The organism is Streptomyces sp. ITFR-16 (genome assembly GCF_031844705.1).
Lineage (GTDB): Bacteria > Actinomycetota > Actinomycetes > Streptomycetales > Streptomycetaceae > Streptomyces.
The window spans coordinates 3590625-3615991 of the sequence record NZ_CP134609.1 but is presented as its reverse complement, the minus strand read 5'-3'; the positions used below and the strand labels follow the sequence as shown (position 1 = coordinate 3615991).

26 protein-coding genes and 1 tRNA gene are annotated in these 25367 nt (G+C 71.7%); 16 read left to right on the top strand and 11 right to left on the bottom strand.

Features of this window, described 5'->3' with window-relative positions:
- Positions 1-68 precede the first annotated feature (68 nt).
- Complete coding sequence (locus tag RLT58_RS16080; protein ID WP_311311072.1) at positions 69-596, top strand: type III secretion system chaperone family protein; 528 nt, start codon at positions 69-71, stop codon at positions 594-596.
- 148 nt (positions 597-744) lie between these two features.
- The gene (locus RLT58_RS16075; protein WP_311311071.1) at positions 745-2460 is read left to right on the top strand and encodes a glycosyl hydrolase family 28-related protein; all 1716 of its coding nucleotides are present in this window, start codon (positions 745-747) and stop codon (positions 2458-2460) included.
- A 42-nt stretch (positions 2461-2502) separates the two neighbouring features.
- Here the strand turns inward: RLT58_RS16075 and RLT58_RS16070 are convergent, their stop codons facing one another.
- Positions 2503-3519, bottom strand: a complete 1017-nt coding sequence (locus tag RLT58_RS16070) for a phosphotransferase family protein (RefSeq protein WP_311311070.1) — start codon at positions 3517-3519, stop codon at positions 2503-2505.
- Positions 3520-3703: 184 nt separating this feature from the next.
- Between RLT58_RS16070 and RLT58_RS16065 the strand changes: the two genes are divergently transcribed.
- The gene (locus RLT58_RS16065) at positions 3704-4498 is read left to right on the top strand and encodes a hypothetical protein (protein ID WP_311311069.1); all 795 of its coding nucleotides are present in this window, start codon (positions 3704-3706) and stop codon (positions 4496-4498) included.
- Between the two features lie 13 nt (positions 4499-4511).
- On the opposite strand, the gene RLT58_RS16060 is transcribed toward RLT58_RS16065, so the two are convergent.
- The 4 genes from RLT58_RS16060 to RLT58_RS16045 all read right to left on the bottom strand — a co-directional run bounded on the left by RLT58_RS16060 (position 4512) and on the right by RLT58_RS16045 (position 6699).
- Positions 4512-4754 (bottom strand): hypothetical protein, encoded by a 243-nt coding sequence (locus RLT58_RS16060; protein WP_311311068.1) that lies wholly within the window; start codon positions 4752-4754, stop codon positions 4512-4514.
- On the bottom strand, positions 4751-4999 hold the full coding sequence (locus RLT58_RS16055) for a hypothetical protein (protein ID WP_311311067.1): 249 nt from the start codon (positions 4997-4999) through the stop codon (positions 4751-4753). The genes RLT58_RS16060 and RLT58_RS16055 overlap by 4 nt, the downstream gene beginning before the upstream one ends.
- 57 nt (positions 5000-5056) lie before the next feature.
- Positions 5057-5839, bottom strand: a complete 783-nt coding sequence (locus tag RLT58_RS16050; RefSeq protein WP_311311066.1) for a hypothetical protein — start codon at positions 5837-5839, stop codon at positions 5057-5059.
- A gap of 101 nt (positions 5840-5940) precedes the next feature.
- Positions 5941-6699: a phosphoglyceromutase gene (locus RLT58_RS16045; protein ID WP_311311065.1), complete on the bottom strand. Its 759-nt coding sequence runs from the start codon at positions 6697-6699 to the stop codon at positions 5941-5943.
- Between the two features lie 205 nt (positions 6700-6904).
- Here RLT58_RS16045 and RLT58_RS16040 point away from each other — a divergent pair, with 205 nt between their 5' ends.
- On the top strand, positions 6905-8218 hold the full coding sequence (locus RLT58_RS16040; protein ID WP_311311064.1) for an MDR family MFS transporter: 1314 nt from the start codon (positions 6905-6907) through the stop codon (positions 8216-8218).
- A gap of 421 nt (positions 8219-8639) precedes the next feature.
- Here RLT58_RS16040 and phoU read toward each other — a convergent pair whose 3' ends face one another.
- Positions 8640-9317, bottom strand: coding sequence for a phosphate signaling complex protein PhoU (phoU, locus tag RLT58_RS16035; RefSeq protein WP_311311063.1), 678 nt, complete (start codon positions 9315-9317; stop codon positions 8640-8642).
- Between the two features lie 198 nt (positions 9318-9515).
- On the opposite strand from phoU, the gene RLT58_RS16030 reads away from it, so the two are divergent.
- Positions 9516-10790, top strand: coding sequence for a two-component system sensor histidine kinase PhoR (locus RLT58_RS16030; RefSeq protein ID WP_311311062.1), 1275 nt, complete (start codon positions 9516-9518; stop codon positions 10788-10790).
- Positions 10787-11467 (top strand): two-component system response regulator PhoP, encoded by a 681-nt coding sequence (locus tag RLT58_RS16025; RefSeq protein WP_136201434.1) that lies wholly within the window; start codon positions 10787-10789, stop codon positions 11465-11467. Before RLT58_RS16030 ends, RLT58_RS16025 begins: the two co-directional genes overlap by 4 nt.
- Before the next feature lie 98 nt (positions 11468-11565).
- Here RLT58_RS16025 and RLT58_RS16020 read toward each other — a convergent pair whose 3' ends face one another.
- Positions 11566-12237, bottom strand: a complete 672-nt coding sequence (locus RLT58_RS16020; protein ID WP_311311061.1) for a copper chaperone PCu(A)C domain-containing protein — start codon at positions 12235-12237, stop codon at positions 11566-11568.
- Positions 12238-12866: 629 nt separating this feature from the next.
- Between RLT58_RS16020 and RLT58_RS16015 the strand changes: the two genes are divergently transcribed.
- The 7 genes from RLT58_RS16015 to RLT58_RS15985 all read left to right on the top strand — a co-directional run bounded on the left by RLT58_RS16015 (position 12867) and on the right by RLT58_RS15985 (position 19853).
- Positions 12867-13349, top strand: a complete 483-nt coding sequence (locus RLT58_RS16015; protein ID WP_006380568.1) for a CarD family transcriptional regulator — start codon at positions 12867-12869, stop codon at positions 13347-13349.
- 340 nt (positions 13350-13689) lie between these two features.
- Positions 13690-14436: a 2-C-methyl-D-erythritol 4-phosphate cytidylyltransferase gene (gene ispD / locus RLT58_RS16010; RefSeq protein WP_311311060.1), complete on the top strand. Its 747-nt coding sequence runs from the start codon at positions 13690-13692 to the stop codon at positions 14434-14436.
- Entirely contained in the window at positions 14426-14938 is a 513-nt protein-coding gene (gene ispF / locus RLT58_RS16005; RefSeq protein WP_311311059.1) for a 2-C-methyl-D-erythritol 2,4-cyclodiphosphate synthase, read from the top strand. The genes ispD and ispF overlap by 11 nt, the downstream gene beginning before the upstream one ends.
- Before the next feature lie 125 nt (positions 14939-15063).
- Entirely contained in the window at positions 15064-15468 is a 405-nt protein-coding gene (locus RLT58_RS16000; RefSeq protein WP_311311058.1) for a PPOX class F420-dependent oxidoreductase, read from the top strand.
- 102 nt (positions 15469-15570) lie between these two features.
- A complete protein-coding gene (gene cysS, locus RLT58_RS15995; protein ID WP_311311057.1) occupies positions 15571-16974 on the top strand; it encodes a cysteine--tRNA ligase in 1404 nt (467 codons plus the stop codon).
- 82 nt (positions 16975-17056) lie between these two features.
- Entirely contained in the window at positions 17057-18013 is a 957-nt protein-coding gene (rlmB, locus tag RLT58_RS15990) for a 23S rRNA (guanosine(2251)-2'-O)-methyltransferase RlmB (protein ID WP_311311056.1), read from the top strand.
- Between the two features lie 250 nt (positions 18014-18263).
- The gene (locus RLT58_RS15985; RefSeq protein WP_311314535.1) at positions 18264-19853 is read left to right on the top strand and encodes a DoxX family membrane protein; all 1590 of its coding nucleotides are present in this window, start codon (positions 18264-18266) and stop codon (positions 19851-19853) included.
- Between the two features lie 76 nt (positions 19854-19929).
- Here RLT58_RS15985 and RLT58_RS15980 read toward each other — a convergent pair whose 3' ends face one another.
- The 3 genes from RLT58_RS15980 to RLT58_RS15970 form a co-directional block, all read right to left on the bottom strand.
- Positions 19930-20640 (bottom strand): nucleotidyltransferase family protein, encoded by a 711-nt coding sequence (locus tag RLT58_RS15980; RefSeq protein WP_311311055.1) that lies wholly within the window; start codon positions 20638-20640, stop codon positions 19930-19932.
- Between the two features lie 35 nt (positions 20641-20675).
- Entirely contained in the window at positions 20676-21089 is a 414-nt protein-coding gene (locus tag RLT58_RS15975; protein WP_311311054.1) for a hypothetical protein, read from the bottom strand.
- Positions 21090-21295: 206 nt separating this feature from the next.
- Positions 21296-22432, bottom strand: coding sequence for an ABC transporter ATP-binding protein (locus RLT58_RS15970; protein WP_311311053.1), 1137 nt, complete (start codon positions 22430-22432; stop codon positions 21296-21298).
- A 178-nt stretch (positions 22433-22610) separates the two neighbouring features.
- Here RLT58_RS15970 and RLT58_RS15965 point away from each other — a divergent pair.
- Positions 22611-22684 (top strand) — tRNA-Thr (locus RLT58_RS15965).
- A 17-nt stretch (positions 22685-22701) separates the two neighbouring features.
- On the opposite strand, the gene RLT58_RS15960 is transcribed toward RLT58_RS15965, so the two are convergent.
- Positions 22702-22914, bottom strand: coding sequence for a hypothetical protein (locus RLT58_RS15960; RefSeq protein WP_311311052.1), 213 nt, complete (start codon positions 22912-22914; stop codon positions 22702-22704).
- Between the two features lie 22 nt (positions 22915-22936).
- Between RLT58_RS15960 and RLT58_RS15955 the strand changes: the two genes are divergently transcribed.
- Together RLT58_RS15955 and RLT58_RS15950 are read left to right on the top strand one after the other, a co-directional pair.
- Entirely contained in the window at positions 22937-23947 is a 1011-nt protein-coding gene (locus RLT58_RS15955; RefSeq protein ID WP_311311051.1) for an amidase family protein, read from the top strand.
- Positions 23944-25353, top strand: coding sequence for an HAL/PAL/TAL family ammonia-lyase (locus tag RLT58_RS15950; RefSeq protein ID WP_311311050.1), 1410 nt, complete (start codon positions 23944-23946; stop codon positions 25351-25353). The genes RLT58_RS15955 and RLT58_RS15950 overlap by 4 nt, the downstream gene beginning before the upstream one ends.
- Positions 25354-25367 lie beyond the last annotated feature (14 nt).

Here is a 25367-nt window from a genome sequence, read left to right as displayed (position 1 = left end):
GCCGGGCCGGCCGTACGCGGCCCCTCGCCGGCCGTACGGGCGCCTGGCCGCTGACGTACGCTCGGACCATGGCTGACGTACCCGACGAAGCGGCAACGACCCAGGTCACGCAGGTGGCGCAGGTCATCGAGGCGACGTTCGACGACGCCGGGCTCGACTGGGAGAGCCCCGCACCCGGCAACTACGTCGTCCAGCTGCCCGGCACCCGCAAGCTCTCCACCACCTGCTCGCTGCTGGTCGGCACGCACGCGCTCTCCCTCAACGCCTTCGTCATCCGGCACCCCGACGAGAACGAACCGGCGGTGCACCGCTGGCTGCTGGAGCACAACCTCCGTCTCTTCGGCGTGAGTTACGCGATCGACCCGCTCGGGGACATCTATCTCGTCGGCAAGCTGCCGCTCTCCGTGGTCACGCCCGAGGAGCTGGACCGGCTGCTCGGTGTGGTCCTGGAGGCCGCCGACGGCGCCTTCAACTCCCTGCTGGAGCTGGGGTTCGCGGACGCGATCCGCAAGGAGTACGCGTGGCGGGTGTCGCGCGGCGAGTCCACGCGGAACCTGGACGCGTTCACGCATCTGACCCGTCGCCCCGCCAACTGACCGCAGCCTCCCGGCTGTTCCCCGCTCGAAGATTCCCCGGTGCGCGACTCTTCCGCCGCGCCCGGGACTCGTGGCATGCTCACCGCCGACGCACATATGAACATCGTTCACATCCTTGAAATCGCGGCAAGGAAGGCGGATCGGGCTCATGGCGACCGACGGGAACCTCAGCAGGCGTGGACTGCTCGGCAGCGCGGTGGCGGTCGCCGCCGTCGCGGCCACCGGCACGCTCGGCGGCGGGACGGCCTCCGCCACGAGCCGCGGCACGGCCGCCACCGGGGCCGGCGGCAGACCGGGACTCACCCCGCTCTGGCGGGAGTTCACCGCGCGTCCCTACGCCCACCCGCAGATCCCCTTCATCGGCCGGGCCGGCTACCGGGCGGGCTCCGACCTGCCCCGCCGCCGCGCCGGCCACGGCTTCACCGCCGATGTCCTGCACTACGGCGCCGCGCCGGACGGCTCCGCCGACGCCGCCCCCGCGATCAACCGCGCCATCGCCGCCACCGGGAAGCGCGGCGGCGGCACGGTCCTCATCCCCGAGGGCACGTACCGCATCGACGACATCATCCGCATCGGCCACAGCGACGTGGTGGTGCGCGGCGCGGGCAGCGGGCGCACCACGCTGTACGCGACGAAGAACCTCACCGAGCTGATCGGCGTGTACGGCAGCCGCTACGGCGGCGACAAGTCCAGCTGGTCCTGGGCCGGCGGGCTCATCTGGCTCTGTCCCGAAGCCCGTTGGACCTCGCTCACCGACGCGATCAAGGCGAAGGACTGGCCCTTCGAGGGCTGGAGCGGCAACAGGCGCGACGAGTGGCGCACCCTGGCCGCCGTCGCGCCAGCCCGCCTTGGCGACCGTACGGTCACCGTCGACGACGCCCGGAAGCTGAAGCCGGGCGCGCTCGTCCTGCTCCGGCTCGCCGACGACCCGGGGCACACGCTCCTGGAGCACATGGCGGGCGGCGGCGCGGGCCCCCGGGCGTACTCCTGGGACGACAAGACCAAGCTGACCTCGTACGTTCCCTACGAATGGCCGGTCCGCGTCACCGCCGTGCACGGCCGCCGGGTCACCCTGGAGCGGCCCCTGCCGCTCGACGTGCGGCCCGAGTGGGACCCCCGCCTCACCACCCTGGCCACCCCGCTCACCGGCTCCGGTGTCGAGGGGCTGACCCTGGAGGCGGTCGAGACCCCGCAGTCGCCGCACCTGCTCGACAAGGGGTACAACGGCGTCGCCTTCCAGTGCGCGTACGACTGCTGGGCCGACGACATCACCGTCCGCCACGTCGACAACGGCTTCGGGCTCATCGGCGCCTCCGCCTGCACCCTGCGCCGCACGAAGGTCGCGGGGCGCGGCTCGCACCACCCGTACTACTGCCGTGAGGGCTCGCACGACAACCTGGTCGAGGACTTCACCATCGAGCAGCGCACCGTCCCGGCGCCCGCCGGGACCCAGCTGCACGGGATCAACGTCGAGGGGCTGTCCAGCTACAACGTCTGGTCGCACGGCGTGATGGAGATGGGCACCTTCGACTCGCACCGGGGGATGCCGTTCGCCGACGTGCGCACCGACATCACCGTGAACAACAACGGCCGGCACGGCGGCGACGCGAGCGCCGGACCGCTGTTCGGCGCCCGCTTCACCCACTGGAACATCCGGGTCACCAACGGCCGGGCCGGTCTGATGCGCATCGACGGACTGGCGCCGTACAGCGCGACCGTGGGGGTGAGCGAGGTGACGGAGTTCGGCCAGATCGACGTCCCGGACTTCACCGGCGAGCTGCACACCCGCCTGGAGGCGTACGGCACACCGGAGGCCGTCCGCCCGCAGAACCTGTACGAGGCCCAGCGGGCCCTGGCGCGCTGACGCCGCGCGCGTCCGGGCCGTCGGCGCTGCGGGGGCAGGGGCTCAGCCCTTCCCCCGCAGCGCCGACTCCACTTCTCCCAGGGCGGCTTCGAGCCGGGGCGCGACCTCGTTCCACGTCCACTCCAGCCGCTCCCCGGCCGTTTCGCGCGGCACCGTCTCGACGAGCATGATCAGGTAGAGGTAGGAGCGGTAGAGCGCCAGCCGCAGCCGCAGCGAGGCGTCGAACTCCACCGGTCCGCCCGGCGCCGACTCCCCGTACCCCGCGAGAAAGTCCTTGTCCCGCTCCATGTCCCCGAACAGGGCGAGCGAGACGAAGTCGGCGGCCGGGTCGCCCCAGAACATCCGCTCACCGTCGACGATCCCGCCGATCCGCCGCGCGCCCGGCTCGCCGGCGACCAGGATGTTGCCCTGCCACAGATCGAAGTGGACCGGCGCGGGCCGGGTGACATCGTCCAGGACGTACGAGGCCGCGCCGAGCACCTCGCCGATGTCCGCCGCCGTACGGGGCAGCCGCGCCGCGTACCGTCGCGCGTCGGCCAGCACCGCCCCGGTCATCGTCGTGAACGCCTGCCGCCAGGTGGGCGCGAGCGGCCCCAGCGCCCCGGACGGATAGCCGAAGCCGCCGGGCCCGGCAACGCCGTGCAGACGGCCGACGATCCGCCCGAGTTCGCCGCGCAGCCGGGGCTCCTCGCCGTCGGCCATGGCGCCGGTGAACGTGTGCCAGGGCAGTCCGGGGCAGGCCGTCATGACCACGTACGCGCCCTCGGGGGCGGCCGGGTCGAGCCCGCTGTGCACGACGCGGGGGACGGCGGTCGCCCCGGCGGCGTCGGCCGCGGCGGTGTAGAAGGTGACCTCGTTGACCAGCAGATCGCGCTCGTAGGCGAGATGGTCCCCGGCGGCCGGCGGAGGAGTCTTCACGACCCACACGCGGCCGTCGCTCAGCGCGACGCGGGTGACGGCGTTGTACGTGCCGCCGGCCAGCGGTGTGCACGAGGCGACCAGGCCGGGCGGCACGCCGACGGAACCGAGCACGGCGGACAGAACGGGATCGATCGTCACTGCGGCCCCCAGGGAGAGGTGATCACGACGTAATCACGATCACGTGCGATGCCCAAGGTAAAGGATTGCCAAACCCCGGCGCACTCATAGAGTTGGATCACCCCCACGACCCCCTCCGGCCGCGCCGAACCCGGCGACGGCTGTTCTCGTGCGGGCGAAACATCTTGAGACAGAAGGACGGGCCATGCGACCCACTGCCATACGCCGTACCGCCGTTGCCGCCACCGTGATCTCCCTGGCCCTCCTCACCGCGGCCTGCGGTGCGGACGGCGACGACAAGGACAACGGCAAGGCGGGCGGCACGGCTTCGGCCCAGCCGTCGGACAAGGGCGCGGACCAGCCCGCGGCGAAGGTGCTGACCGAGGCCGAGCTGGAGAAGGTCTCGCTGGCCCAGGGGGACGTCAAGGCCCACAAGATCTCCAAGGCGGGCCCCGCCGACGCCGTCTCGGGCAAGGACGTGACGGCGGACAAGGCGGCGTGCGACGTCTTCGCCGACGTGCTGATGGGTGCCAAGGCCGGCACGCCCGCCGCGTCCACCCAGCGCAAGGTGGTCAGCGAGCCGAAGAAGGGCGCCGACCAGGACACCGCGGACCCCGAGGAGGCGTTCAAGGCCGCGTTCGACATCACGACGACGCTCACCACGCTCACCTCGTACGAGGGCAAGGGCGCCGAGGAGACGCTGGCGTCGCTGCGGACCGCCGCGACCGACTGCGCGTCCGGCTTCACGCTGACCGCCGCCGGGGAGAAGCAGAAGATCGTCAGGATCGCGGAGGAGAAGGTCAAGGGCGGCGAGGACGCGGTCGCGTGGACGGTGACGGTCGAGGCCGAGGGCGAGAAGAGCGCGATGAAGCTGGTGGAGGTCCGCCAGGGCGCCACGGTCGCCTCGTTCACCGCGCTGAACCTGGCCGCCTCCGGCGCGGGCGGCGACTTCGACCTGCCGACCGCGGTGGTCGACGCCCAGGTCGCGAAGCTGGCCTGAGGCCCGGCCCGGGTCAGGGCAGCGGGACGAGCCGGACCACGGTGACGGTCAGGACCGACCCGGAGACGTAATAGAGCACGATCGCCCCGGCGACGGTCGCCTCGCGGCGATCGTGCTCACCCTTGACGGCGGACGACCCGTGTCCGTACGGGTCGCGCCCCAGCGTGCCCGCCATCCCGTCCCGGAAGGCGTCGCCGTCCCGCATCTTGGCCAGGGTGTCGTCGGCGGGCGGCGCGTAGGAGATCCGGAAGCTCAAGCGACGCTCCGCCTCTCGGCCTCGTCCCGCGCCAGCCGGTCCAGAATCCGCTCGGCCTCCGGATCGGGAACGGCCTCCAGCATCCAGTGCCGCATCACGGCCTGGATCTCGTGCACCCCGGCGTCGTTGATGGCGCTGTCGAACTCCTCACGCCTCGCCTCGGGCAGGGCGTCCCGAATGGCCGGAATGCTGTTGGGCACCTCGACCTCGGCACCACCGACAAAGGTCTTCAGGGGCTCACCCATGGCTGCTCTCCCGATCTCCCCACATGCGCCACAGGGTACGACGCGGGGTGAGCGGCGTCACACCCGCTTGCGCCACCAGCGGGAGCGGGGTGCTTCGGGGGCCGGCCGCTCCTCGGGCAGCGCCCGCACTCCGGCCCGGATCCGGTCGAAGCCGGCCACGGGATGCCGGTCCCCTTCGCCGGGCAACAGCACCCCCAGACAGACCAGCCTGAACCGCAGCCCCTCCAGCCGGAGCCCGGCGAACACGGGTGCCCCGACACATCCCCGGGGTACGGGCACCGTCCACACGAACCCCCGCCCGTCGCCGCCCCGCACCACCTCCCCGACGACCACGGCCTGTTCGCGCTGCGTCCGGTCGGGCCCCACGTCGTGCCCCAGCACATACGCCGGCACGGGCCCGTCCCCCAGCAGCGCCAGATCCTCGGCCTTCGCGGCCACCCCGTCGGTGATCTCGTCGGTCGCCCAGGCCCACCCCTTGCGGCGGGCGAGGGCGTGCAGCACACCGGCGGGCAGCGCGGAGACCCCGGAGTCCCCGAGCGGAATCCAGCCCTCCTGGAACCGCGTCATCATGAGGCCGTTCGCACTCATGGCGGAGTCGGACAACTCGGGCCGCAGCCGGATCTCGGCCAGGTCGTACCGGGTCAACGCCCCGGCGGTCACCAGGAACTGACGGTAGACCTCGCCCCCGTCCGCGCTCTCCCCGACGACGAGATCGTTGAACCAGAACGCCGTCCCGAAGACATCACCCCGGTGGGCCTGCTGAAACGGCAACGTGGCCCGGCGGCTGCTGCTGAGAAGGGCATCGATGAGTGAGCCGTGATCGGCCGTCTGTTCGGACACGGCGTGAACTTAGCGGAGGGCGGGACGTCCGGAACCACGCAAAGGCCCCCGTCCTGTGGACGAACCACAGGACGGGGGCCCGGAGAGCGCGGGGCGGGCAGCTACTTCTTGCCCTGGTTCTTCACGGCCTCGATGGCCGCCTTCGCCGCGTCCGGGTCGAGGTAGGTGCCGCCCGGCTTCAACGGGCGGAAGTCCTCGTCCAGTTCGTAGGCGAGCGGGATGCCCGTCGGGATGTTCAGGCCCGCGATGTCGGCGTCCGAGATGCCGTCCAGGTGCTTGACCAGGGCGCGGAGGCTGTTGCCGTGGGCGGCGACCAGGACCGTGCGGCCCGTCAGGAGGTCCGGGACGATGCTGTCGAACCAGTACGGGAGCATCCGGACGACGACGTCCTTCAGGCACTCCGTGGCCGGACGCAGCTCCGGGGGGAGGGTCGCGTAGCGCGGGTCGTCGAACTGGGAGTACTCGGCGTCGCGGTCCAGCGGCGGCGGCGGGGTGTCGTACGAGCGGCGCCAGAGCATGAACTGCTCCTCGCCGAACTCGGCGAGCGTCTGCGCCTTGTCCTTGCCCTGGAGCGCACCGTAGTGGCGCTCGTTCAGACGCCAGGAGCGGCGGACCGGGATCCAGAGGCGGTCCGCGGATTCCAGCGCGAGCTGGGCGGTGCGGATGGCGCGCCTCTGGAGGGAGGTGTGCAGCACATCGGGGAGCAGGCCGGCGTCCTTGAGCAGCTCACCGCCGCGGACCGCCTCCTTCTCGCCCTTCTCGGTGAGGTTGACGTCCACCCATCCGGTGAACAGGTTCTTCGCGTTCCATTCGCTCTCGCCGTGGCGGAGGAGGATCAGCTTGTACGGTGCGTCGGCCATGAGTCCGAGCGTAATCGAACCCGTGCGGGCCGCGCGCGCCCGGCCACAGGGCGGACAGCCGGGCCGACAGGTGAGCGGGGGCGGCTTCGATTGACGGGCGGCGTCAATTCGGTGGCAGGCGGGAAGCCCGGATTCGTAAGGTTCCGGTGGTCGGCGGACCTCTTACCGTCGCTCTTCGACTCCGTACGTTCCGGGGGGAACCCACATGTCTGTCGCCGGTCTTCGCCGGGCCACCCGCGAGACGGTCTCCGGTCTCCCCAGGGAGTTCTGGTGGCTGTGGACCAGCACCCTGGTCAACCGGCTCGGGGGGTTCGTCGCCACCTTCATGGCGCTGTACCTGACCATGGAGCGGGGCTACTCCGCCTCGTACGCCGGTCTGGTCGCCGCCCTGCACGGGCTCGGCGGGGTCGTCTCCTCGCTCGGGGCCGGGGTGATGACGGACCGTCTCGGCCGCCGTCCGACCATGCTCGTCGCGCAGGTCTCGACCGCCGTGTCCGTGGCCGTGCTCGGCTTCATGGTCCATCCGGTGGCCATCGCCGGCGTCGCCTTCGTCGTCGGCATGGCGAGCAACGCCTCCCGGCCCGCGGTGCAGGCGATGATCGCCGACATCGTGCCCGCACAGGACCGGGTGCGGGCCTTCTCGCTCAACTACTGGGCCATCAACCTCGGATTCGCGGTCTCCTCGGCCGGTGCCGGGTTCATAGCCGAGTACAGCTATCGCGCGGGCTTCCTGGGCGAGGCCCTGATGACCCTGTTCTGCGCGGTCGTCGTCTTCATGAAGGTGCCGGAGTCCCGGCCGCAGAAGTCCCCGGGCGCCGTCGCGAACGCCTCGGCCGCCGACGACGTACGGCTGACCACCGTGCTGCGCGACGGGCGGTTCATGGCCGTCGTCGGCCTGTCCTTCGTCGTCGCGCTGATCTTCCAGCAGGGGTACGTGGGGCTGCCGGTGGCCATGGGGGCCGACGGGTTCAGCAGCTCCGACTTCGGTACGGCGATCGCCGTCAACGGCGTCCTGATCGTCGCGCTCCAGATCCCGGTCACCCGCTTCATCCGCAGCCGCGACCCGCGCCGGCTGCTCGTGGTGTCCGCGCTGCTCGCGGGGTACGGGTTCGGGCTGACCGCCTTCGCGGGCTCGGTCGCGCTCTACACGCTGACCGTCTGCGTCTGGACCGTCGCCGAGATCGTCAACGCGCCCGTGCAGAACGGCCTGGTCGTCCAGCTGTCACCGGCCCACGGCCGGGGCCGCTACCAGGGCATGTTCACCCTGTCCTGGGCGGCCGCCGCGCTCGTCGCCCCGCTGATGTCCGGCGCCGTCATCGACCACTTCGGCGCGGAGTGGCTGTGGGGCGCGTGCGCCGTGCTGGGGACCGCGGCGGCGTTCGGGTACGGGCTGCTGATGCGCGGCCTGCCGCAGCCGGGCGCCGCGGCGGAGAGCGGCCCGGTGGAAGCCGGCGGTCCCGTGGCGGGCGCCGGCCTCGGCGCCGATGCCGTCGGTCCCGCCGCCGAGCGGGCCGTCTGAGCCGCCCGTCGGCGAGTACGGGGGAGGCGCCCCGCGGGGAGAAGCCCTCCGCGCGGGGCGCCTGTCGCCGTCCGGCCCGTCAGCCGGAGCACCCACCGCACTGGCACGGCGCTCCGGACTGGCATCCGCACCCGCAGCCCGAGCCGCAGCCGCAGGCGCCGAGGACGGGGAGGTGCACCGCCTCGGCGGGTGTCTCCTGCTGGGTTCCGGTCGTGGGGGAATCGGCCATGGTTCCTCCTCAAGGCGTACGACAGGGCCGTACGCCCGCACGGGGCCCACGACCGGGGCGTACGGACAAGTCGTGCCGCCCCACCCCATTGCATGCCCACCCGGACGGGCGCATCAACGGCGCACACGCGCAGGAACACATGTACGGATTCCCGCACGCCGTACGCACGCCGTGCTGACCCCGTCCGTACGGCTATGCGCCCTCGACCGGGGACGGCTGCTGGATCTCGTCCGCGTGCTCGCCCGTCACCAGGTAGACGACGCGCTTGGCGACCGACACCGCGTGGTCGGCGAACCGCTCGTAGTAGCGGCCGAGCAGCGTCACGTCGACGGCCGTCTCGATGCCGTGCTTCCAGCGGTCGTCCATCAGGTGCTGGAAGAGCGTGCGGTGCAGCAGGTCCATCTCGTCGTCGTCCTGCTCCAGCTGGAGCGCCAGGTCGACGTCCTTGGTGATGATCACCTCGGCGGCCTTGGCCATCAGCCGCTGGGCCAGCTGGCCCATCTCCAGGATGGTGGCGTGCAGGTCGTGCGGCACGGCCGACTGCGGGAAACGCAGCCGGGCCAGCTTGGCGACGTGCTGGGCGAGGTCGCCCGAACGCTCCAGGTCCGCGCTCATCCGCAGGGAGGTGACCACGATCCGCAGATCGGTCGCCACCGGCTGCTGGCGCGCCAGCAGGGCGATGGCCCGGGCCTCCAGGTCGTGCTGGAGGTCGTCGACCTTCTGGTCCGCGGCGATCACCGTCTCCGCGAGCTTGAGATCGGCGTCGAGCATGGCGGTCGTCGCCCGGCCGATCGCCGACCCGACGAGCCGGGCCATCTCGACCAGCCCCTCGCCGATCGAGTCGAGTTCCTCGTGGTACGCGTCACGCATGGGATGTCCCTCTCCAGTCCTTAACCGAGGCCGGGGCCAGCTCTGAACCCCACGTTGCCACCGTGACGGCCGTACGCGTCGGGTTCCGACCGGCCAAGTGAACCGGCGCTTGCCCCTCGGTGAACTCTGGGCGACGAGTGTTCGGACAGGCACTCGGACGGCTGGGAGAGTGTCGTCCGGGCCGCATAACCTGGAGCCATGGACGTGAACGCGGCGGTCGCCGCAGCTGCAGCGATCGCCGGGGTCTGTACCGGTGTGATCGCCATGCTGGCGTTCCGCTGGAGCGAGCGCGACCAGAAGAAGCCCACGCGTACGTCCCTGCGGCCCGACAGCAATGCCCCCCTGCCCCCCGGGGTCGACACGGTCCTGTCCGTGCTCAGCTCCTCCGCCGTCGTGCTCGACGAGAGCGACAGCGTCGTCAAGGCCAGCTCCGCCGCGTATGCGCTGGGGCTGGTCCGGGGAGGGCGCCTCGCCGTCGAGCCCATGCTGAACATGGCCAGGGACACCCGCCGCGACGGGGAGATACGACAGGTCGAGCTGGACCTCCCCCGGCGCGGCACGGGCCGCGGCGAGGCCCTCGCGGTCTCCGCCCGGGTCGCCCCGCTGGGTTCCCGGCTGGTGCTGCTGCTGGTCGAGGACCTCACCGAGGCCCGCCGCATCGAGGCGGTGCGGCGCGACTTCGTCGCCAACGTCAGCCATGAGCTCAAGACCCCGACCGGGGCGCTGTCGCTGCTCTCGGAGGCCGTCATGGACGCCTCCGACGACCCGGAGGCGGTGGAGCGGTTCGCGGGCCGGATGCAGATCGAGGCGACCCGGCTCACCAATCTGGTCCAGGAGCTCATCGACCTCTCCCGGGTGCAGAACGACGACCCGCTGGAGGACGCCGAGCCGGTCCGGGTCGACGAGCTGGTCGCCGAGGCCATCGACCGCTGCCGGCAGCAGGCCGGCTCCAAGCAGATCACCATGGCCGCCGGCGGCACCGCCGAGCTCCGCATATGGGGCAACCGGGGCCAGCTCGCGGCCGCCCTCGGCAACCTCGTCGAGAACGCCGTCAACTACAGCCCCGCCCGCACCCGCGTCGGCATCGCCGCCCGCCGGGTCGCCGTACCCGGCGGGGACGAGATCGAGATCGCCGTGACCGACCAGGGCATCGGCATCTCGGAGAAGGACCGGGAACGGGTCTTCGAACGCTTCTACCGCGTCGACCCGGCCCGCTCGCGCGCCACCGGTGGTACGGGCCTCGGCCTCGCCATCGTCAAGCACGTGGCCGCCTCGCACGGCGGGGAGGTCACCGTCTGGAGCTCGGAGGGACAGGGCTCCACCTTCACCCTGCGGCTGCCCGAAGCGGGCTCCGTACGGGACCGGGACCGCACATCCGGCGGCCCGCTCATCGTCAACGGCGACGAGGCGTCCTACCCGGGCGCCGCACCCGACTCTTTTGACTCATTCCCTGCCCCGGAGGCTCTTCCGTGACCCGAGTGCTTGTCGTCGAGGATGAGGAATCCTTCAGCGACGTCCTGTCCTACATGCTCCGCAAGGAAGGCTTCGAGGTCGCGATCGCGGCCACGGGACCCGACGGCCTCGACGAGTTCGAGCGCAACGGCGCCGACCTCGTGCTCCTCGACCTGATGCTGCCCGGCCTGCCCGGCACCGAGGTGTGCCGGCAGCTGCGCAGCAGGTCCAACGTCCCCGTGATCATGGTCACGGCCAAGGACAGCGAGATCGACAAGGTCGTCGGCCTGGAAATAGGAGCCGACGACTATGTGACCAAGCCCTTCTCCTCGCGGGAGCTCGTCGCCCGCATCCGCGCGGTGCTGCGCCGCCGGGGCGAGCCGGAGGAGGTCACGCCGGCCGCCCTGGAGGCGGGCCCGGTCCGGATGGACGTGGACCGCCACGTCGTGACCGTCTCCGGCGGCAAGGTCGACCTGCCGCTCAAGGAGTTCGACCTGCTGGAGATGCTGCTGCGCAACGCCGGCCGGGTGCTGACCCGGATGCAGCTGATCGACCGGGTCTGGGGCGCGGACTACGTGGGCGACACCAAGACGCTCGACGTCCACGTGAAGCGGCTGCGCGCCAAGATCGAGCCGGATCCGGGCGCCCCGCGCTTCCTGGTGACGGTGCGCGGCCTCGGGTACAAGTTCGAGCCGTAGACCGCCACCGCCACCGCGCACGCGGACGGCATACGGCTGAGGCGCCTCCCGGAATCCGGGAGGCGCCTCAGCCGTATGTGCGTGCGTGCCGCGCGGGATCAGCCCGGCTGCGCCGAGTCGGAGGCGGCGTCGGTCGGGGTGACCGAGTTGCTCGCGGAGCCCGAGGGGGTCTCCGACGGCCCGCCCGGGGTCCCGGACGCGGAACCGGACGGGGTCGCCTCGGGCGACTCCGAGGGCAGCTTGGGCGGCTCGGGGAGCGAGCTGGGGCCGAAGCCCTCGAAGTAGTGCTTCGCGGGGACGACGGAGGCGCCCAGTGTGATGTCGCCGCTGCGGCTGAACTTGAAGACCAGCGGCTGCACGTTGCCGTTCTGCGCGGCCTCGCTGCCGTTGGCGATCACGGCGGCGGCGTTGCCCTTGCCGCCGAGGACCACACGCCCGCCGGCCGGGACGACGACCGGGCCGGAGCCCTCGGCCGGGTGCAGTTGCACGGAGCCGCTGCTGCCCGTCAGGGTGATGGAGTCCAGGGTCTCCGCCTTGGTGCCGTTGTTGAACAGCGTGGCGGCGACGACGGCCGGGCCCTTGGCACCGTCCTCGGGCTGCGTGATGACGTTGGCGTTCTGGATCTTGATCGCGCCGACCGAGGTGGCGGCGTTGTCAGGCCTGACTTCGAGCGTCTGCGCGTTGTTGCCCGCACCACATGCGGAAAGCGCGGCGATCGAGAACGCGATGGCAGTGGCGGCGAGGGCGCCGTGTCGAAGGCTGCGGCTCACGGCGGCGGCAACTCCTTGAACGAGCGGACGTACGGACGGGTGGGGCGAGCGGTGTAAAGCCGCCCTAAGGGTCTGTCAGCCGTCAGGTTACCGAGCCCCGTCCGCCGCCCCGCACCCGACCCGCCCCTTGGGCGGCGCGGGGATCGCACGCCGGATCGTGCGCGTTCTCCCGCGCGGTTCTTTCGCACGCCGTTCACATAACAGGCTTGATCAATTCCGTGGGCGTTCGTCCGGCTTCCGCGCTGTTCACGGGCCGTGGCGCATTCATTGCACTTAATCCCGGGGCCGGCCGTACGTTGATCAATTTCATTGGCCCCCGGCACTTACCGCCGCACTTACCGCCGTACGGGTGAGCGATCACCGAACGGAGTACGGAAAGTTCACCATCCTGAACCACGCAAAACGGGACGTTCGGCCACTTCGCAGCGGGTTCCGGTGCGTGTAACGTCCGCGTTTCTCCCTGCCCGTACAGCCGCTCCGACCTGCGAATACCGTCGTCCGCGAGCCTTCCGCAGCACGTCCGTGTCGCAGTTGTCAAGCCCCGAGATATGCCCTGACCTGCGAAAACGCCATTCAGGAGAAGCAGTTCTCGTGTTACGCTTGATAGCCACGGAAGGGGTACCTGTCACATGACGTTCAAGGTTGGCGACACCGTGGTCTATCCCCATCACGGGGCCGCGCTGATCGAGGCTATCGAAACTCGCCAGATCAAAGGCGTGGACAAGACCTACTTGGTGCTCAAGGTCGCTCAGGGCGACTTGACGGTGCGTGTACCGGCGGACAATGCGGAGTTCGTGGGTGTGCGCGACGTAGTCGGGCAGGAAGGGCTGGACCGGGTCTTCGAGGTGCTGCGCGCACCGTATGCCGAGGAGCCGACGAACTGGTCCCGGCGCTACAAGGCAAATCTCGAGAAGCTCGCCTCCGGCGATGTCATCAAGGTCGCCGAAGTGGTTCGTGACCTGTGGCGTCGCGAGCGTGAGCGCGGACTCTCCGCAGGTGAGAAGCGCATGCTCGCCAAGGCTCGCCAGATCCTGGTGAGTGAGCTCGCTCTCGCGGAGAACACGAACGAGGACAAGGCCGAGGCTCTCCTCGACGAGGTCCTCGCATCCTGAACCGGATCGCACCGGCCACTACGGCCGGATCGCACCGGCCGTAGATAATGTGCCGCGGTGCCTGCTGACCAGCCGTTATGCGCTGTGTCGTCGGGCGCTGCGGCATGTCCGGGCTGTGGCATGAACCCAGGACATGGTGCGTTGGCCCTACCGACGATCCCCCGGTACTTTGCTCGCGATCTTGTGAAGTCGACGATCCCGAGCGGCCGGGGCGGTCCCTGGTCTCGCCCGGGGTCACGGAAAGGGTCCCGGTCGAGTCATGGCGTAGCGCCCGGCTCGCTTGTGGCCATACCCACGTCGGCCGTGAAGACAAACATGCCGATGCTTCGGAGTGCAACCGATGTCTGATCAACCGCGTCCTCACCGCACGGCCGCCGTGATTCCCGCGGCCGGCCGCGGCGTACGGCTGGGCCCCGGCGCCCCCAAGGCGCTGCGCGCGCTGGGCGGGACGCCCATGCTCATCCACGCCGTACGGGCCATGGCGGCCTCCCGCCAGGTCTCCCTCGTCGTGGTCGTCGCACCGCCGGACGGGGCCCCCGGGGTCAGGACGCTGCTCGACGAGCACGCCCTGCCCGAACGCACCGAATTCCTCGTCGTGCCCGGCGGCGAGACCCGCCAGGAGTCGGTGGGGCTCGGCCTGGCCGCGCTCCCCGACGACATCTCCGTCGTCCTCGTGCACGACGCCGCGCGCCCGCTGGTGCCCGTCGACACCGTGGACGCCGTGATCGCGGCCGTACGCGACGGGGCGCCCGCCGTGGTCCCCGCACTGCCGCTCGCCGACACCGTCAAGGAGGTCGAGCCCGGTGCGCCGGGGGAGCCCGAGCCGGTGCTCTCCACTCCGGTACGGGCCAGGCTCCGGGCGGTGCAGACCCCGCAGGGCTTCGACCGCGACACCCTGGTCCGCGCGCACGAGCGGGTCGCCGTCAGCGGCGAGGGCGCCACCGACGACGCGGGCATGGTCGAACAGCTCGGCGCGCCCGTCGTGGTCGTCCCCGGCCACGAAGAGGCGTTCAAGGTGACCCGGCCGCTGGACCTGGTCCTGGCCGAGGCGGTTCTCGCACGCAGGAGGGCGAACGATGGCTTCTGACAGCTCAGGGGGGCCCGCGGCGCCCGTGATCCCGCTCGTCGGCATCGGCACCGACATCCACGCCTTCGAGGAGGGCCGCGAGCTGTGGTGCGCGGGTCTGCGCTGGGACGGCGAGGGCCCCGGTCTGGCCGGTCACTCGGACGCCGATGTCGTCGCGCACGCCGCGTGCAACGCGCTCTTCTCGGCCGCCGGCCTCGGCGACCTCGGGCAGCACTTCGGCACCGGGCGCCCCGAGTGGTCGGGCGCCGCCGGGGTCACGCTGCTGACCGAGGCGGCCCGGATCGTGCGGTCCGAGGGGTTCGAGATCGGCAACGTCGCCGTCCAGGTCGTCGGTGTACGCCCGAAGATCGGCAAGCGGCGCGAGGAGGCGCAGCAGGTGCTGTCCGCCGCCGTGGGCGCGCCGGTGTCGCTCTCCGCCGCCACCTCCGACGGGCTCGGCTTCACCGGCCGGGGCGAGGGCATCGCGGGCATCGCGACCGCGCTGGTCTACCGCACGGCCTGAGCTGCGGCCCGCGCCGGGCCGTCCGCGCTGACCCTTCCGGTGGGCACCGGCCGGAAACGGGGGAGTGGGCGGTGCCCCCGGGGTAGGCGTAGAGGCATCACCGATCCCTCAGGAGGACGTACGTCATGACCGCCGCACTCTCCCCGGAACTCAAGGCGCTTCTCGACACCCCGGTCTTCGTCACCGTGGCGACCATCCAGCCCGACGGCAGCCCGCAGGTGTCCCCGGTCTGGGTGAAGCGGGACGGCGACGACGTCCTCATCTCCACCACCACCGGCCGCCGCAAGGAACAGAACCTCGCCCGCGACCCCCGGGTCTCCGTCGTCGTCCAGCCCTTCGACGCCCCGTACACCTACGCCGAGATCCGCGGCACCGCCACCCTCAGCAGCGAGGGCGGCCAGGAGCTCATCGACGAGCTGTCCGTGAAGTACACGGGCAAGAAGTACGCCGACTTCAACCCCTCCTCCGGCGCCGACGACCCCCGTGTCGTCGTCCGAATCACCCCCCGGAAGGTCGTCGGGAGCATCTGACACCCCCCGCTCGCGCCCCCGGCGGCTCCGGAGGCGTAACAAGTGCCCCGCAATCCTTCAACGGGTCGCGGGGCACTGGTGCGGGGCCACTACCCTTGAGGGGTGACTATTCGCCTGTACGACACCAGCGCCCGGCAGATCCGTGACTTCGTCCCGCTCACCGCGGGCTGTGTCTCGATCTACCTCTGTGGCGCGACCGTCCAGGCCGCCCCGCACATCGGGCACATCAGGTCCGGACTGAACTTCGACATCATGCGCCGCTGGTTCGAGTACCGCGGCTACGACGTGACGTTCGTCCGGAACGTCACCGACATCGACGACAAGATCATCGCGAAGGCGGCCGAGCAGGGCCGCCCGTGGTGGGCGATCGGCTACGAGAACGAGCGCGCGTTCAACGCGGGCTACGACGCGCTCGGCTGCCTCCCGGTCACCTACGAGCCCCGTGCCACCGGGCACGTGCCCGAGATGATCGAGATGATGCGGGGCCTCATCGAGCGCGGCCACGCCTACGCCGCCGACGGCAACGTCTACTTCGACGTGCGCTCGTTCCCCGGCTACCTGGAGCTCTCCAACCAGGACCTGGACGACCTGCGCCAGCCCTCCGGCGACAACGAGACCGGCAAGCGCGACAAGCGCGACTTCGCCATGTGGAAGGCGTCCAAGCCCGGTGAGCCGAGCTGGGAGACGCCCTGGGGCCGCGGGCGTCCGGGCTGGCACCTGGAGTGCTCCGCGATGGCGCACAAGTACCTCGGCACCGCCTTCGACATCCACGGCGGCGGCATCGACCTGATCTTCCCGCACCACGAGAACGAGATCGCCCAGGCCAAGGCCTTCGGCGACGAGTTCGCGAAGTACTGGGTGCACAACGGCTGGGTCACCATGTCCGGCGAGAAGATGTCGAAGTCGCTGGGCAACTCGGTGCTCGTGAGCGAGATGGTCAAGGCCTGGCGCCCGATCGTGCTGCGCTACTACCTCGGCACCCCGCACTACCGGTCGATGATCGAGTACAGCGAGGAGGCCCTGCGCGAGGCCGAGTCCGCGTTCGCGCGGATCGAGGGCTTCGTCCAGCGCGTCACCGAGAAGGCCGGGGAGACCGTCGCCCCCGCCACCGAGGTGCCGCCGGCCTTCGCGGAGGCGATGGACGACGACCTGGGCGTCCCGCAGGCCCTCGCGATCGTCCACACCACCGTCCGCCAGGGCAACTCCGCCCTCGCCGCCGACGACAAGGAAGCGGCCGTCGCCCGCCTGGCCGAGGTCCGTGCCATGCTCGGCGTCCTCGGTCTCGACCCGCTCGACGAGCACTGGGCCGGCGAGAGCGACCGGGGCGACGACCTCCACGGCGTGGTCGACACGCTCGTACGGCTCGTCCTGGACCAGCGCCAGTCCGCCCGCGAGCGCAAGGACTGGACGTCCGCCGACGCGATCCGCGACCAGCTCAACCAGTCCGGTCTCGTCGTCGAGGACAGTCCGGCGGGACCACGATGGACACTCGGCCCGCGCCAGTAGTCCTCCATGTGCCGCCCGGCCCGCCGGGCGGCACACTTTCACTTATACGTCTGCACGTCTGAAGCAACGAAACAGGTAGGTCATGGCCGGGAACAGCCAGCGCAGGAACCGCCGCACGTCCAACAAGAAGGGCATGCAGGTCGGCAGCGGTGGCCAGCGTCGCCGTGGTCTCGAAGGCCGGGGACCGACGCCGCCCGCCGAGGCCCGCAAGAAGCACAAGAAGAACCGCATCGCGACCGCCAAGGCCAAGCAGGCCGCCAACCGCCGCCCCGCCCCCCGGCGCGGCGGCGTCAAGGGCACCTCCGAGATGGTCGTCGGCCGCAACCCGGTCTTCGAGGCCCTGCGCGACGGCGTGCCCGCCACCACGCTGTACGTCCAGCAGTACATCGACAACGACGAGCGCGTCCGCGAGGCCCTCCAGCTCGCCGGCGAGCGCGGCAACATCAACCTGATGGAAGCCCCGCGCCCCGAGCTGGACCGCATGACGAACGGGCTGAACCACCAGGGCCTCGTCCTCCAGGTCCCGCCGTACGAGTACGCGGACCCGCAGGACCTCACCGCCGCCGCGTACGACAACGGCGAGGACCCGCTGATCGTCGCCCTCGACGGCGTCACCGACCCCCGCAACCTCGGCGCGATCGTCCGCTCCGTCTCCGCCTTCGGCGGCCACGGCGTCGTCGTGCCCGAGCGCCGCGCGGCCGGCATGACCGCCGGGGCCTGGAAGTCCTCCGCCGGCACCGCCGCCCGTACGCCGGTCTCCCGGGTCACCAACCTGACCCGCGCGCTGGAGGCGTACAAGAAGGAGGGCATCGCCGTCGTCGGCCTCGCCGCCGACGGCGAGCACACCGTGGAGGACCTCGAGGCCCTCGGCGGTCCCGTCGTCATCGTCATCGGCAGCGAGGGCAAGGGCCTCGGCCGGCTCGTCGGCGAGACCTGCGACTACCGCGTGCGGATCTCCATGCCGGGCGGTGCCGAGTCGCTCAACGCCGGTGTCGCCGCCGGCATCGTGATGTACGAGGTCGCGCGCCGCCGCGCCTGATCAGCGGCCGGGACGGGCCGTTCGGCCCGTCCCCGCGGGACCACCCGCACGGGCGGCGGCCGACCGGGGCCCGGGGGAGTCCGCCGGGGGCGCGTCCGCACGTGCGCACGCCCCGGCGCGCCCCGCCACTCCCTGTTGACGGGCCTCGGACACTTCGGCACCGTCAAGGCAGTGTCCTAAACACACATCACTCGGTTAGATGAGTGTGGACACCAGAACGCCTCGGTTCGACGAACAACCCGCCCTGAGCATGACCAAGGTGGACTGCGACCCTGCGCAGGTCATCGTCAACCACGCCAGCTTCCGGGTGCAGCTCGCCCCCGGCCAGCGCGCACGGCTGCGCGGTGTGGCCCCCGCCGGTGCGCCCAGGATCCCCGCCATGAGCGGCACCGGAGCAGGACGCGGCCGCCGCGCCCCCGTCGTGTGGAGCGGCAGGTCCGCCCCCGGCGACCCGGGCGCCACCGGGCTCCTCCAGGCCGTACGGAACTCCACGGCGGGCCGCCCCGACGCCGCCTACGACCCGTACGAGCCCCACGCGTCCTACGAGTTCGACGGACGCGGGGCCGGCACCCAGGTCATCGACCGCCTGGAGGAGACGCAGCCCAACCCCGTCATCGGCGGGCCCCGCCCCGGCGGCCCCCTGCTGCCGCCCATGCGCCGGGCCGTCGGCGCGTACGACCCCGTCGAGACCGGGCCGTACGGCACCGACGGCGGTGACGACCGCGACGACGCCTTCGACGACGACGCCGAGGACATCACCGAGACCAGGGGACGCCGCCAGGGCGCCGACAGCGTCCGGCACGCGTACTACCCCGGCCGCCGGATGAACCTCGGGGTCGTCCTGCTCCCGATGCGGGTCTTCCTCGGCTTCATCTCCATCTACGCCGGAATGGGCAAGCTCTGCGACCCCGTCTACTTCGACGGCGGCGACCGCGGCTCCATGGTCAAGTGGCTGACCTCGCTGCACCCCTGGGGCCTCGCCGAGCCGCTGCGCGACTTCGCGCTCTCCCACCCCGTCGGCGCCGGGCTCACGATCGCCTTCCTCCAGGTCGTCGTCGGCGTCCTCACCGTCCTCGGGCTCTGGCAGCGCGTCGCCGCCTCCGTCGGCGCGCTGCTGTCCGCCGCGCTCCTGGTGACCGTCAGCTGGCGGACCGTCGCCGTCTACGACGCGCCCGACATCATCTACCTCGCCGCCTGGAGCCCGCTGATCATCGCGGGTGCGCCCGTCTACTCCGTCGACGGGCGCCTCGCCGGTGAGGCCTGGCGCAAGCTCGGGCCCCGCTCCGAGATCTGGGAGCTGCGCCGGCGCGTGCTGCGGCGCGGTGCCGTCGTCGCGAGCGTCGTCGTCGGCCTCACGCTGCTCATCGGCTCGATGCTCGGTGGCGCCGTCCGCTCATCCGAGGTCGTCACCGTCCCCGGCCCGAACGGCATCCCGACCAACCAGCTCCCCGGCTCCCCGCTCCCCGGCGAGTCCCGCGGCGGCAAGTCGTCCTCCAGCAGCAGCCCGGCGGGCCGGCAGCCGTCCCCGTCCCGCAGCACCGCCCCCCGTACCCCGTCCGCCGAGGCCTCCACGCCGTCCTCGGACACCGTCCGCGAGTCGGGCCAGGCGGCCGGTACGGGACAGCCCAGCCAGACCCAGGGCACCGGTCAGCAGCCTCCGCAGCAGACCACCCCGCAGCAGCCCCCGAGCACCACCAGCTCGGGCCCCAGCTCCTCCGGCCCCTCGGGCGACGGCGGCGGCTCCTCCACCGGCGGTTCGGAGCCCGACGCGGGATCCACCGGCGGCAGCGGCGACGGAAGCGGCGGCGGCCGCAACCCCATCGGCGGCCTCCTCGGCTGACCGCGTCACAGGCGAGGGGCGGGCCCCGGAGACAGTTCTCCGGGGCCCGCCCCTCGCCTGCGTCGGTCCGGGCGCTCTACTGCCCGTCCAGCTCCTTAGCCGCCTCCGTCAGGTCCTTCGCGGTGTCGATGGCCCGCCAGTACGCTCCGTGCGGCAACGGGTAGCCGGCCAGCCTGCGTTCGCGGGCCAGCCGGGGGAACGTGGTGCGCTCGTGGTCGCCCCGGTCCGGCAGCATCGCCGTGAAGGCGGGCGAGAACACGTACACCCCGGCATTGATCAGATAGGGGGAGGGGGGCGACTCGATGAAGTCGGTGATGTGCCCGAAGGCGTCCGTCTCCACGGCGCCCCAGGGGATGCGCGGACGGGCCAGTGCCAGCGTCGCGGTCGCGTCACGCTCCGCGTGGAAGGCCGCCATCTCGCGCAGGGAGAAACGGGTCCAGATGTCGCCGTTGGTCGCGTACCAGGGCTGCTCCGGATCCGGCAGCCGGGCCGCTGCGTACTTCAGTCCGCCGCCGCGTCCCAGGGGTTCGGACTCCACCACCGTCGTCACCCGCAGCGGCAGCACCGCCTCGGCCAGCCACTCCTGGAGCACCTCGGCGAGATGCCCGCACGACACGACGGCGTCGGTCACGCCCTCGGCCGCCAGCCAGGAAAGCTGATGGCCGATGATCGGCGTCCCGGTACCCGGGATCTCGACCATCGGCTTGGGGCGGTCATCGGTGTACGGGCGCAGCCGTGACCCCTGGCCACCCGCCAGGATCACGGCCTGCGTCGGAAACGTATGCATGCCAGGCACGATATGCGGTGCCCGGCCGGCATCGGTCAGCTGAACTGTGCGACACCCGAGGCGAACGACGTGTCGCAGACGGGGCGCGAGAAGCGGTGGGCCCGCGTCGGGCCGTACTGCTCGACGGCGGCCTTGCCGAGCGCCTTGGCGATCGACATGCAGTGCCGGGCGAGCGACGGGCGTCCCTCGACGGCACGCTGGAGATCCGTCAGCGCGACGCCCGGGTCCTTCTCCTGGAGCTCCTGAAGGAGCCGGTCGCGCAGGATGTCCTGCGGGGAGCGCGCCTTGGCGCGCTTGGAGACGGTCTGGGCCGACGCGGTGAGCATCGTCGAGTCGGAGTTGCTGGCTGCCCACGGCACGGCGGTGACCGCGAGGGTCCCGGACAGGACCATGACGACAGGCAGTACGAGAGCGAGAGTTCGGCCGATACGGCGCGCGGTGTGGGTCACGCAGCGAGCGTAGCGGCCGGTGATGATTTGGCGACATTACGTCACCCTGGCGGGGGACGGTTCGAGTGTGCTTTTCGAATAGCGTGTTGACGAACCGCAGTGAAATGACCGTTGTGCCGGGGAATTTGCTCCCGCCCGTCCAAACCCCCCAACGCGCGGTGGCCCCGCACGAAGATCGTGCGGGGCCACCGTACAGCGTGTGCGGATCAGTCGGTGAGACGCTCACCCGTCGAGGTCGCGAAGACGTGCAGCTCGTCCGGGCGGGGCACGACGTGGAGCTTGGTGCCCTTCTCCGGGACGGCACGGCCGCCGACGCGGACCACGAGGTCCTTGTGCTCGCCACCGACCTCGGCGGCACCGTAGACGAAGCCGTCGGCGCCGAGCTCCTCGACGACGTTGACGGAGACGGCCAGGCCGGCCGGGGCGTCGGCGGAGTCCTTGGTGAGGGACTTCGCGGCGGCGCCGCCGTGCTCGACGATGTCGAAGTGCTCGGGGCGGATGCCGACCGTGACGGTCGTGTCGCCGCGGTTCGCGGCGGCGGTGAGCGCCTCGCGGGAGACCGGGACGACGCTGTTGCCGAACTTCACGCCGCCGTCGGTGATCGGGACCTCGACCAGGTTCATGGCCGGGGAGCCGATGAAGCCGGCCACGAAGAGGTTCGCCGGGCGGTCGTACATGTTGCGCGGCGAGTCGACCTGCTGGAGGAGACCGTCCTTGAGGACCGCGACCCGGTCGCCCATGGTGAGGGCCTCGACCTGGTCGTGGGTGACGTACACGGTCGTGATGCCCAGGCGGCGCTGGAGCGAGGCGATCTGCGTACGGGTGGAGACACGGAGCTTGGCGTCGAGGTTCGACAGCGGCTCGTCCATGAGGAAGACCTGCGGCTCACGCACAATGGCACGGCCCATCGCCACACGCTGGCGCTGACCACCGGAGAGCGCCTTCGGCTTGCGGTCCAGGTAGTCGGTGAGGTCCAGCATCTTGGCGGCCTCTTCGACCTTCGCCCGGATGTCGGTCTTGTTCACACCGGCGATCTTCAGCGCGAAGCCCATGTTGTCCGCGACGGACATGTGCGGGTAGAGCGCGTAGTTCTGGAACACCATGGCGATGTCCCGGTCCTTCGGCGGCAGGTGGGTGACGTCGCGGTCACCGATGCGGATGGCACCGCCGTTGACGTCCTCGAGACCCGCGAGCATGCGCAGGGAGGTCGACTTGCCACAACCGGAGGGACCGACGAGGACGAGGAACTCGCCGTCCGCGATGTCGATCTCGAGCTGGTCGACCGCCGGCTTCGTGGAGCCGGGGTAGACGCGGGACGCCTTGTCGAACGTGACACTGGCCATGCTGATTCTTCTCCTCCACCGGCAGGAACGTGCCGGACGATCCGAGTAAGGGAGTGGTCTGGTCCACTTGGGTGAACCTTCAGCGACGCTACCTGGCCATTTCGAATCTGTCAGTAGTTCGACGGGGCCGAAATTCCGGCGCGGACGTGGTGCGGGGTTGGTTACACTGCTCCGGCACGCCTCCTTAGCTCAGCTGGCCAGAGCAACGCACTTGTAATGCGTAGGTCATCGGTTCGAATCCGATAGGGGGCTCTGGAGAAGCCCCGGGATCACTCACCGTGACCCGGGGCCGCCGCCGGCTGCGGCTCCGGAGGCGGACCGGCCGCCGCGCTGCCGGCGGAGACCCGCGCCAGGCTGCTCGCGGACGGGAGCGTCAACCCGTTCGCCTGGCGGGCCGAGGCGAACGCCTGGGCCACGGCGGCGGACCAGCGCTTCCGCTGCGCCACCGCCCTGCGGGCCGCGCGTCCCACGGACGGCGACATCCGGCTGGGCGTCAAGGAAACCGTGGACGTCGCGGGCTTCGCGACCGGGCTCGGGCTGCGCCGTTACCGCCACCATCCCCGCAGGACGGCCGAGGCGGTCCGGCAGCTGCGCGGGGTGTCCGCCCTCACCAAGCTGGTCACCCCCGAGCTGAGCATCGGGCTGGCCCACGGCAGCCGCAACCCGCGCTTCCCGCACCTGGCCCCGTCGGGCTCCAGCACCGGCAGCGCGGTCGCGGTGGCCTCCCATGTGTGCGACATAGCCCTGGGCACCGACACCGTGGCCTCCACCCGGCTGCCCGCCGCGGCGTGCGGCCTGGTGGGCCTGCGCACCACCCACCGGCCGGGCGGGCTCGACGGCGTCTTCCCGCTCTCACCGAGGCTCGACGCCGTGGGCTGGCTGGCCAGGACCGCCGACGACCTCGCCTACTTCCGACGGCCACGACGTGCGGCCGGTGCGCCTCGGCGAGCTGTGGGAGCAGCGGGCGGCCGCCTACGAGCTGTGCGCCCACGAGGCGTGGCGGACCTACCAGGAGTGGCGCGAGCGCTTCGACGACGGCCTGGACGCGTCCACGGTGCGCGCGCTCGACGCCGGTGCGGCGATCGGCGAGGGCCGGTACGCGCGGCTGTGCGCTGCCCAGGACCGCGCCCGCGAGCGGGCCGCCGCCTCGTTCGCGGCGGACGACGCCGATGTGTGGTTGCCGGTGGCCCCCGCCCGCCCCGCAGGGCGGACGCACCTGTGGGAGACCTCGCCGCCGTACCGCACCCCGGGGAGGCGGAGTTCGAGCAGCGCGTCGGCTACTGCCCGGTGGCCGCGTTCGCCGGGCTGCCCGCCCTGGCGCTGCCCGTCGCGATCGACCCGGTCCACCGGGCCTCGGTCACTATGCAGCTGGTGGGTCCCCCCGGCAGCGAGGCCGAACTGATCCAGCTCGCCCGGCACATCGGCCGCGCCGTCGGCGGCCCGGTCTTCCCGCAGGCCGCAGCGTCCGGATGCGGGACGACCTCCTGGCAGGTGGCGCGCCGATCTACGGTGTGACCACCGGATTCGGCGGCAGCGCCGACCATCAGGTCAGCCCGCGCCGGGCGGCCCGCATGCAGCGCAATCTGATCCTGTACCACCTCAACGGCGTCGGCCCCTGGGCGGCGGCCGAGGTGGTCCGCGCCACCGTCCTGATCCGGGCCAACAGCCTGGCGCGCGGCGACTCGGGGGTGCGCCCGCTCGTCGTCGACCGGCTGCTGCGGCATGTGGCGGCGGATGTGCTGCCGAGGGTGCCGGAGCGCGGTTCGCTGGGCGCGAGCGGTGATCTCGTGCCGCTCTGTTATGTCGCCGCCGCGCTGCTCGGCGAGGGCGAGGCGATGACCGGTGAGGGCGCCGTGCCGATCGCCGAAGCCCAGCGCGCGGCGGGCCTCGCCCCGGTCGAACTGCAGGCCAAGGAGGGCCTGGCGCTGATCAACGGCACCGCGTTCACCACGGCCTTCGCCGCCCTGGTGGTGCACGACGCGGGACGGATCGCCACCGCGGCGGAGCTCACCACCGCGCTCGCCTGCGAGGCCCTGACCGGGAACGCCTCGCACTTCGCGGAGTTCATCCACCGCGCCAAACCGCACCCCGGGCAGCTGGCCGCCGCCCGGTCCATCCGCCGGGTGCTGGGCGGTTCACGGCTCACGACGACGTACGAGGAACTGGTCGCGGCCGCGAAGCCGTTGGCCGGAGCGGACCATGTGCGCCAGGAGCGGCGCATCCAGGACCCGTACTCGCTGCGCTGCGTCCCGCAGGTGGTCGGTGTCCTGCGCGACAGCCTCGCCTGGGCCGGCCCCTGGATCACCACGGAGATGAACGCCTCGACGGACAACCCGCTGTTCGCCGTGGACGAGGGCCGGCTGCACCACGGCGGCAACTTCTACGCGGGCCATGTCGGGCAGGCCATGGACGCGTTGAAGGTCGCCGTGTCCAATGTGGCGGACCTGCTCGACCGTCAGCTGGCCCTGCTCGTCGACGAACGCTTCAGCCTCGGTCTGCCCGGGAACCTGGTCCCGCCCGGTGCGGAGGCCGGACTGCACCACGGCTTCAAGGGCATGCAGATCGCCGCGTCGGCCCTGACCGCCGAGGCGCTGAAGGCGGCGGGGCCGGCCACGGTGTTCTCCCGCTCGACGGAGGCCCACAACCAGGACAAGGTCAGCATGGCCACCGTTGCCGCACGCGACGCGCGCACGGTCACCGGACTCACCCGGCAGGTCACGGCGATCTGTCTGCTCGCCGCCGTGCAGGCCGTCGAACTGCGCGGGCCGGAGTCGGCCGGCCCGGCGGCGCGTCGCGTGCACGCCCTGATCCGCGAGCGGGTGCCGTTCACCGATCGTGACCGCCGGATGGACCACGACATCGCGTACGTGGCCGACCGGATCGCTGACGGGAGCCTGGCGCGGGCCGCCGGCCTGGAGTGAGGGGCCGCGCCCGC

Coding starts and splice junctions, on each gene's coding strand:
- RLT58_RS16030 (WP_311311062.1), top strand. CDS start 9,516: ATGGACGTGAACGCGGCGGTCGCCGCAGCTGCAGCGATCGCCGGGGTC.
- RLT58_RS16080 (WP_311311072.1), top strand. CDS start 69: ATGGCTGACGTACCCGACGAAGCGGCAACGACCCAGGTCACGCAGGTG.
- RLT58_RS15985 (WP_311314535.1), top strand. CDS start 18,264: ATGACCAAGGTGGACTGCGACCCTGCGCAGGTCATCGTCAACCACGCC.
- RLT58_RS16065 (WP_311311069.1), top strand. CDS start 3,704: ATGCGACCCACTGCCATACGCCGTACCGCCGTTGCCGCCACCGTGATC.
- RLT58_RS15970 (WP_311311053.1), bottom strand. CDS start 22,432: ATGGCCAGTGTCACGTTCGACAAGGCGTCCCGCGTCTACCCCGGCTCC.
- RLT58_RS16045 (WP_311311065.1), bottom strand. CDS start 6,699: ATGGCCGACGCACCGTACAAGCTGATCCTCCTCCGCCACGGCGAGAGC.
- RLT58_RS16040 (WP_311311064.1), top strand. CDS start 6,905: ATGTCTGTCGCCGGTCTTCGCCGGGCCACCCGCGAGACGGTCTCCGGT.
- rlmB (WP_311311056.1), top strand. CDS start 17,057: ATGGCCGGGAACAGCCAGCGCAGGAACCGCCGCACGTCCAACAAGAAG.
- ispD (WP_311311060.1), top strand. CDS start 13,690: ATGTCTGATCAACCGCGTCCTCACCGCACGGCCGCCGTGATTCCCGCG.
- RLT58_RS16055 (WP_311311067.1), bottom strand. CDS start 4,999: ATGGGTGAGCCCCTGAAGACCTTTGTCGGTGGTGCCGAGGTCGAGGTG.
- RLT58_RS16000 (WP_311311058.1), top strand. CDS start 15,064: ATGACCGCCGCACTCTCCCCGGAACTCAAGGCGCTTCTCGACACCCCG.
- RLT58_RS15980 (WP_311311055.1), bottom strand. CDS start 20,640: ATGCATACGTTTCCGACGCAGGCCGTGATCCTGGCGGGTGGCCAGGGG.
- ispF (WP_311311059.1), top strand. CDS start 14,426: ATGGCTTCTGACAGCTCAGGGGGGCCCGCGGCGCCCGTGATCCCGCTC.
- RLT58_RS16015 (WP_006380568.1), top strand. CDS start 12,867: ATGACGTTCAAGGTTGGCGACACCGTGGTCTATCCCCATCACGGGGCC.
- RLT58_RS15960 (WP_311311052.1), bottom strand. CDS start 22,914: ATGTCGCCGTCCGTGGGACGCGCGGCCCGCAGGGCGGTGGCGCAGCGG.
- RLT58_RS16075 (WP_311311071.1), top strand. CDS start 745: ATGGCGACCGACGGGAACCTCAGCAGGCGTGGACTGCTCGGCAGCGCG.
- phoU (WP_311311063.1), bottom strand. CDS start 9,317: ATGCGTGACGCGTACCACGAGGAACTCGACTCGATCGGCGAGGGGCTG.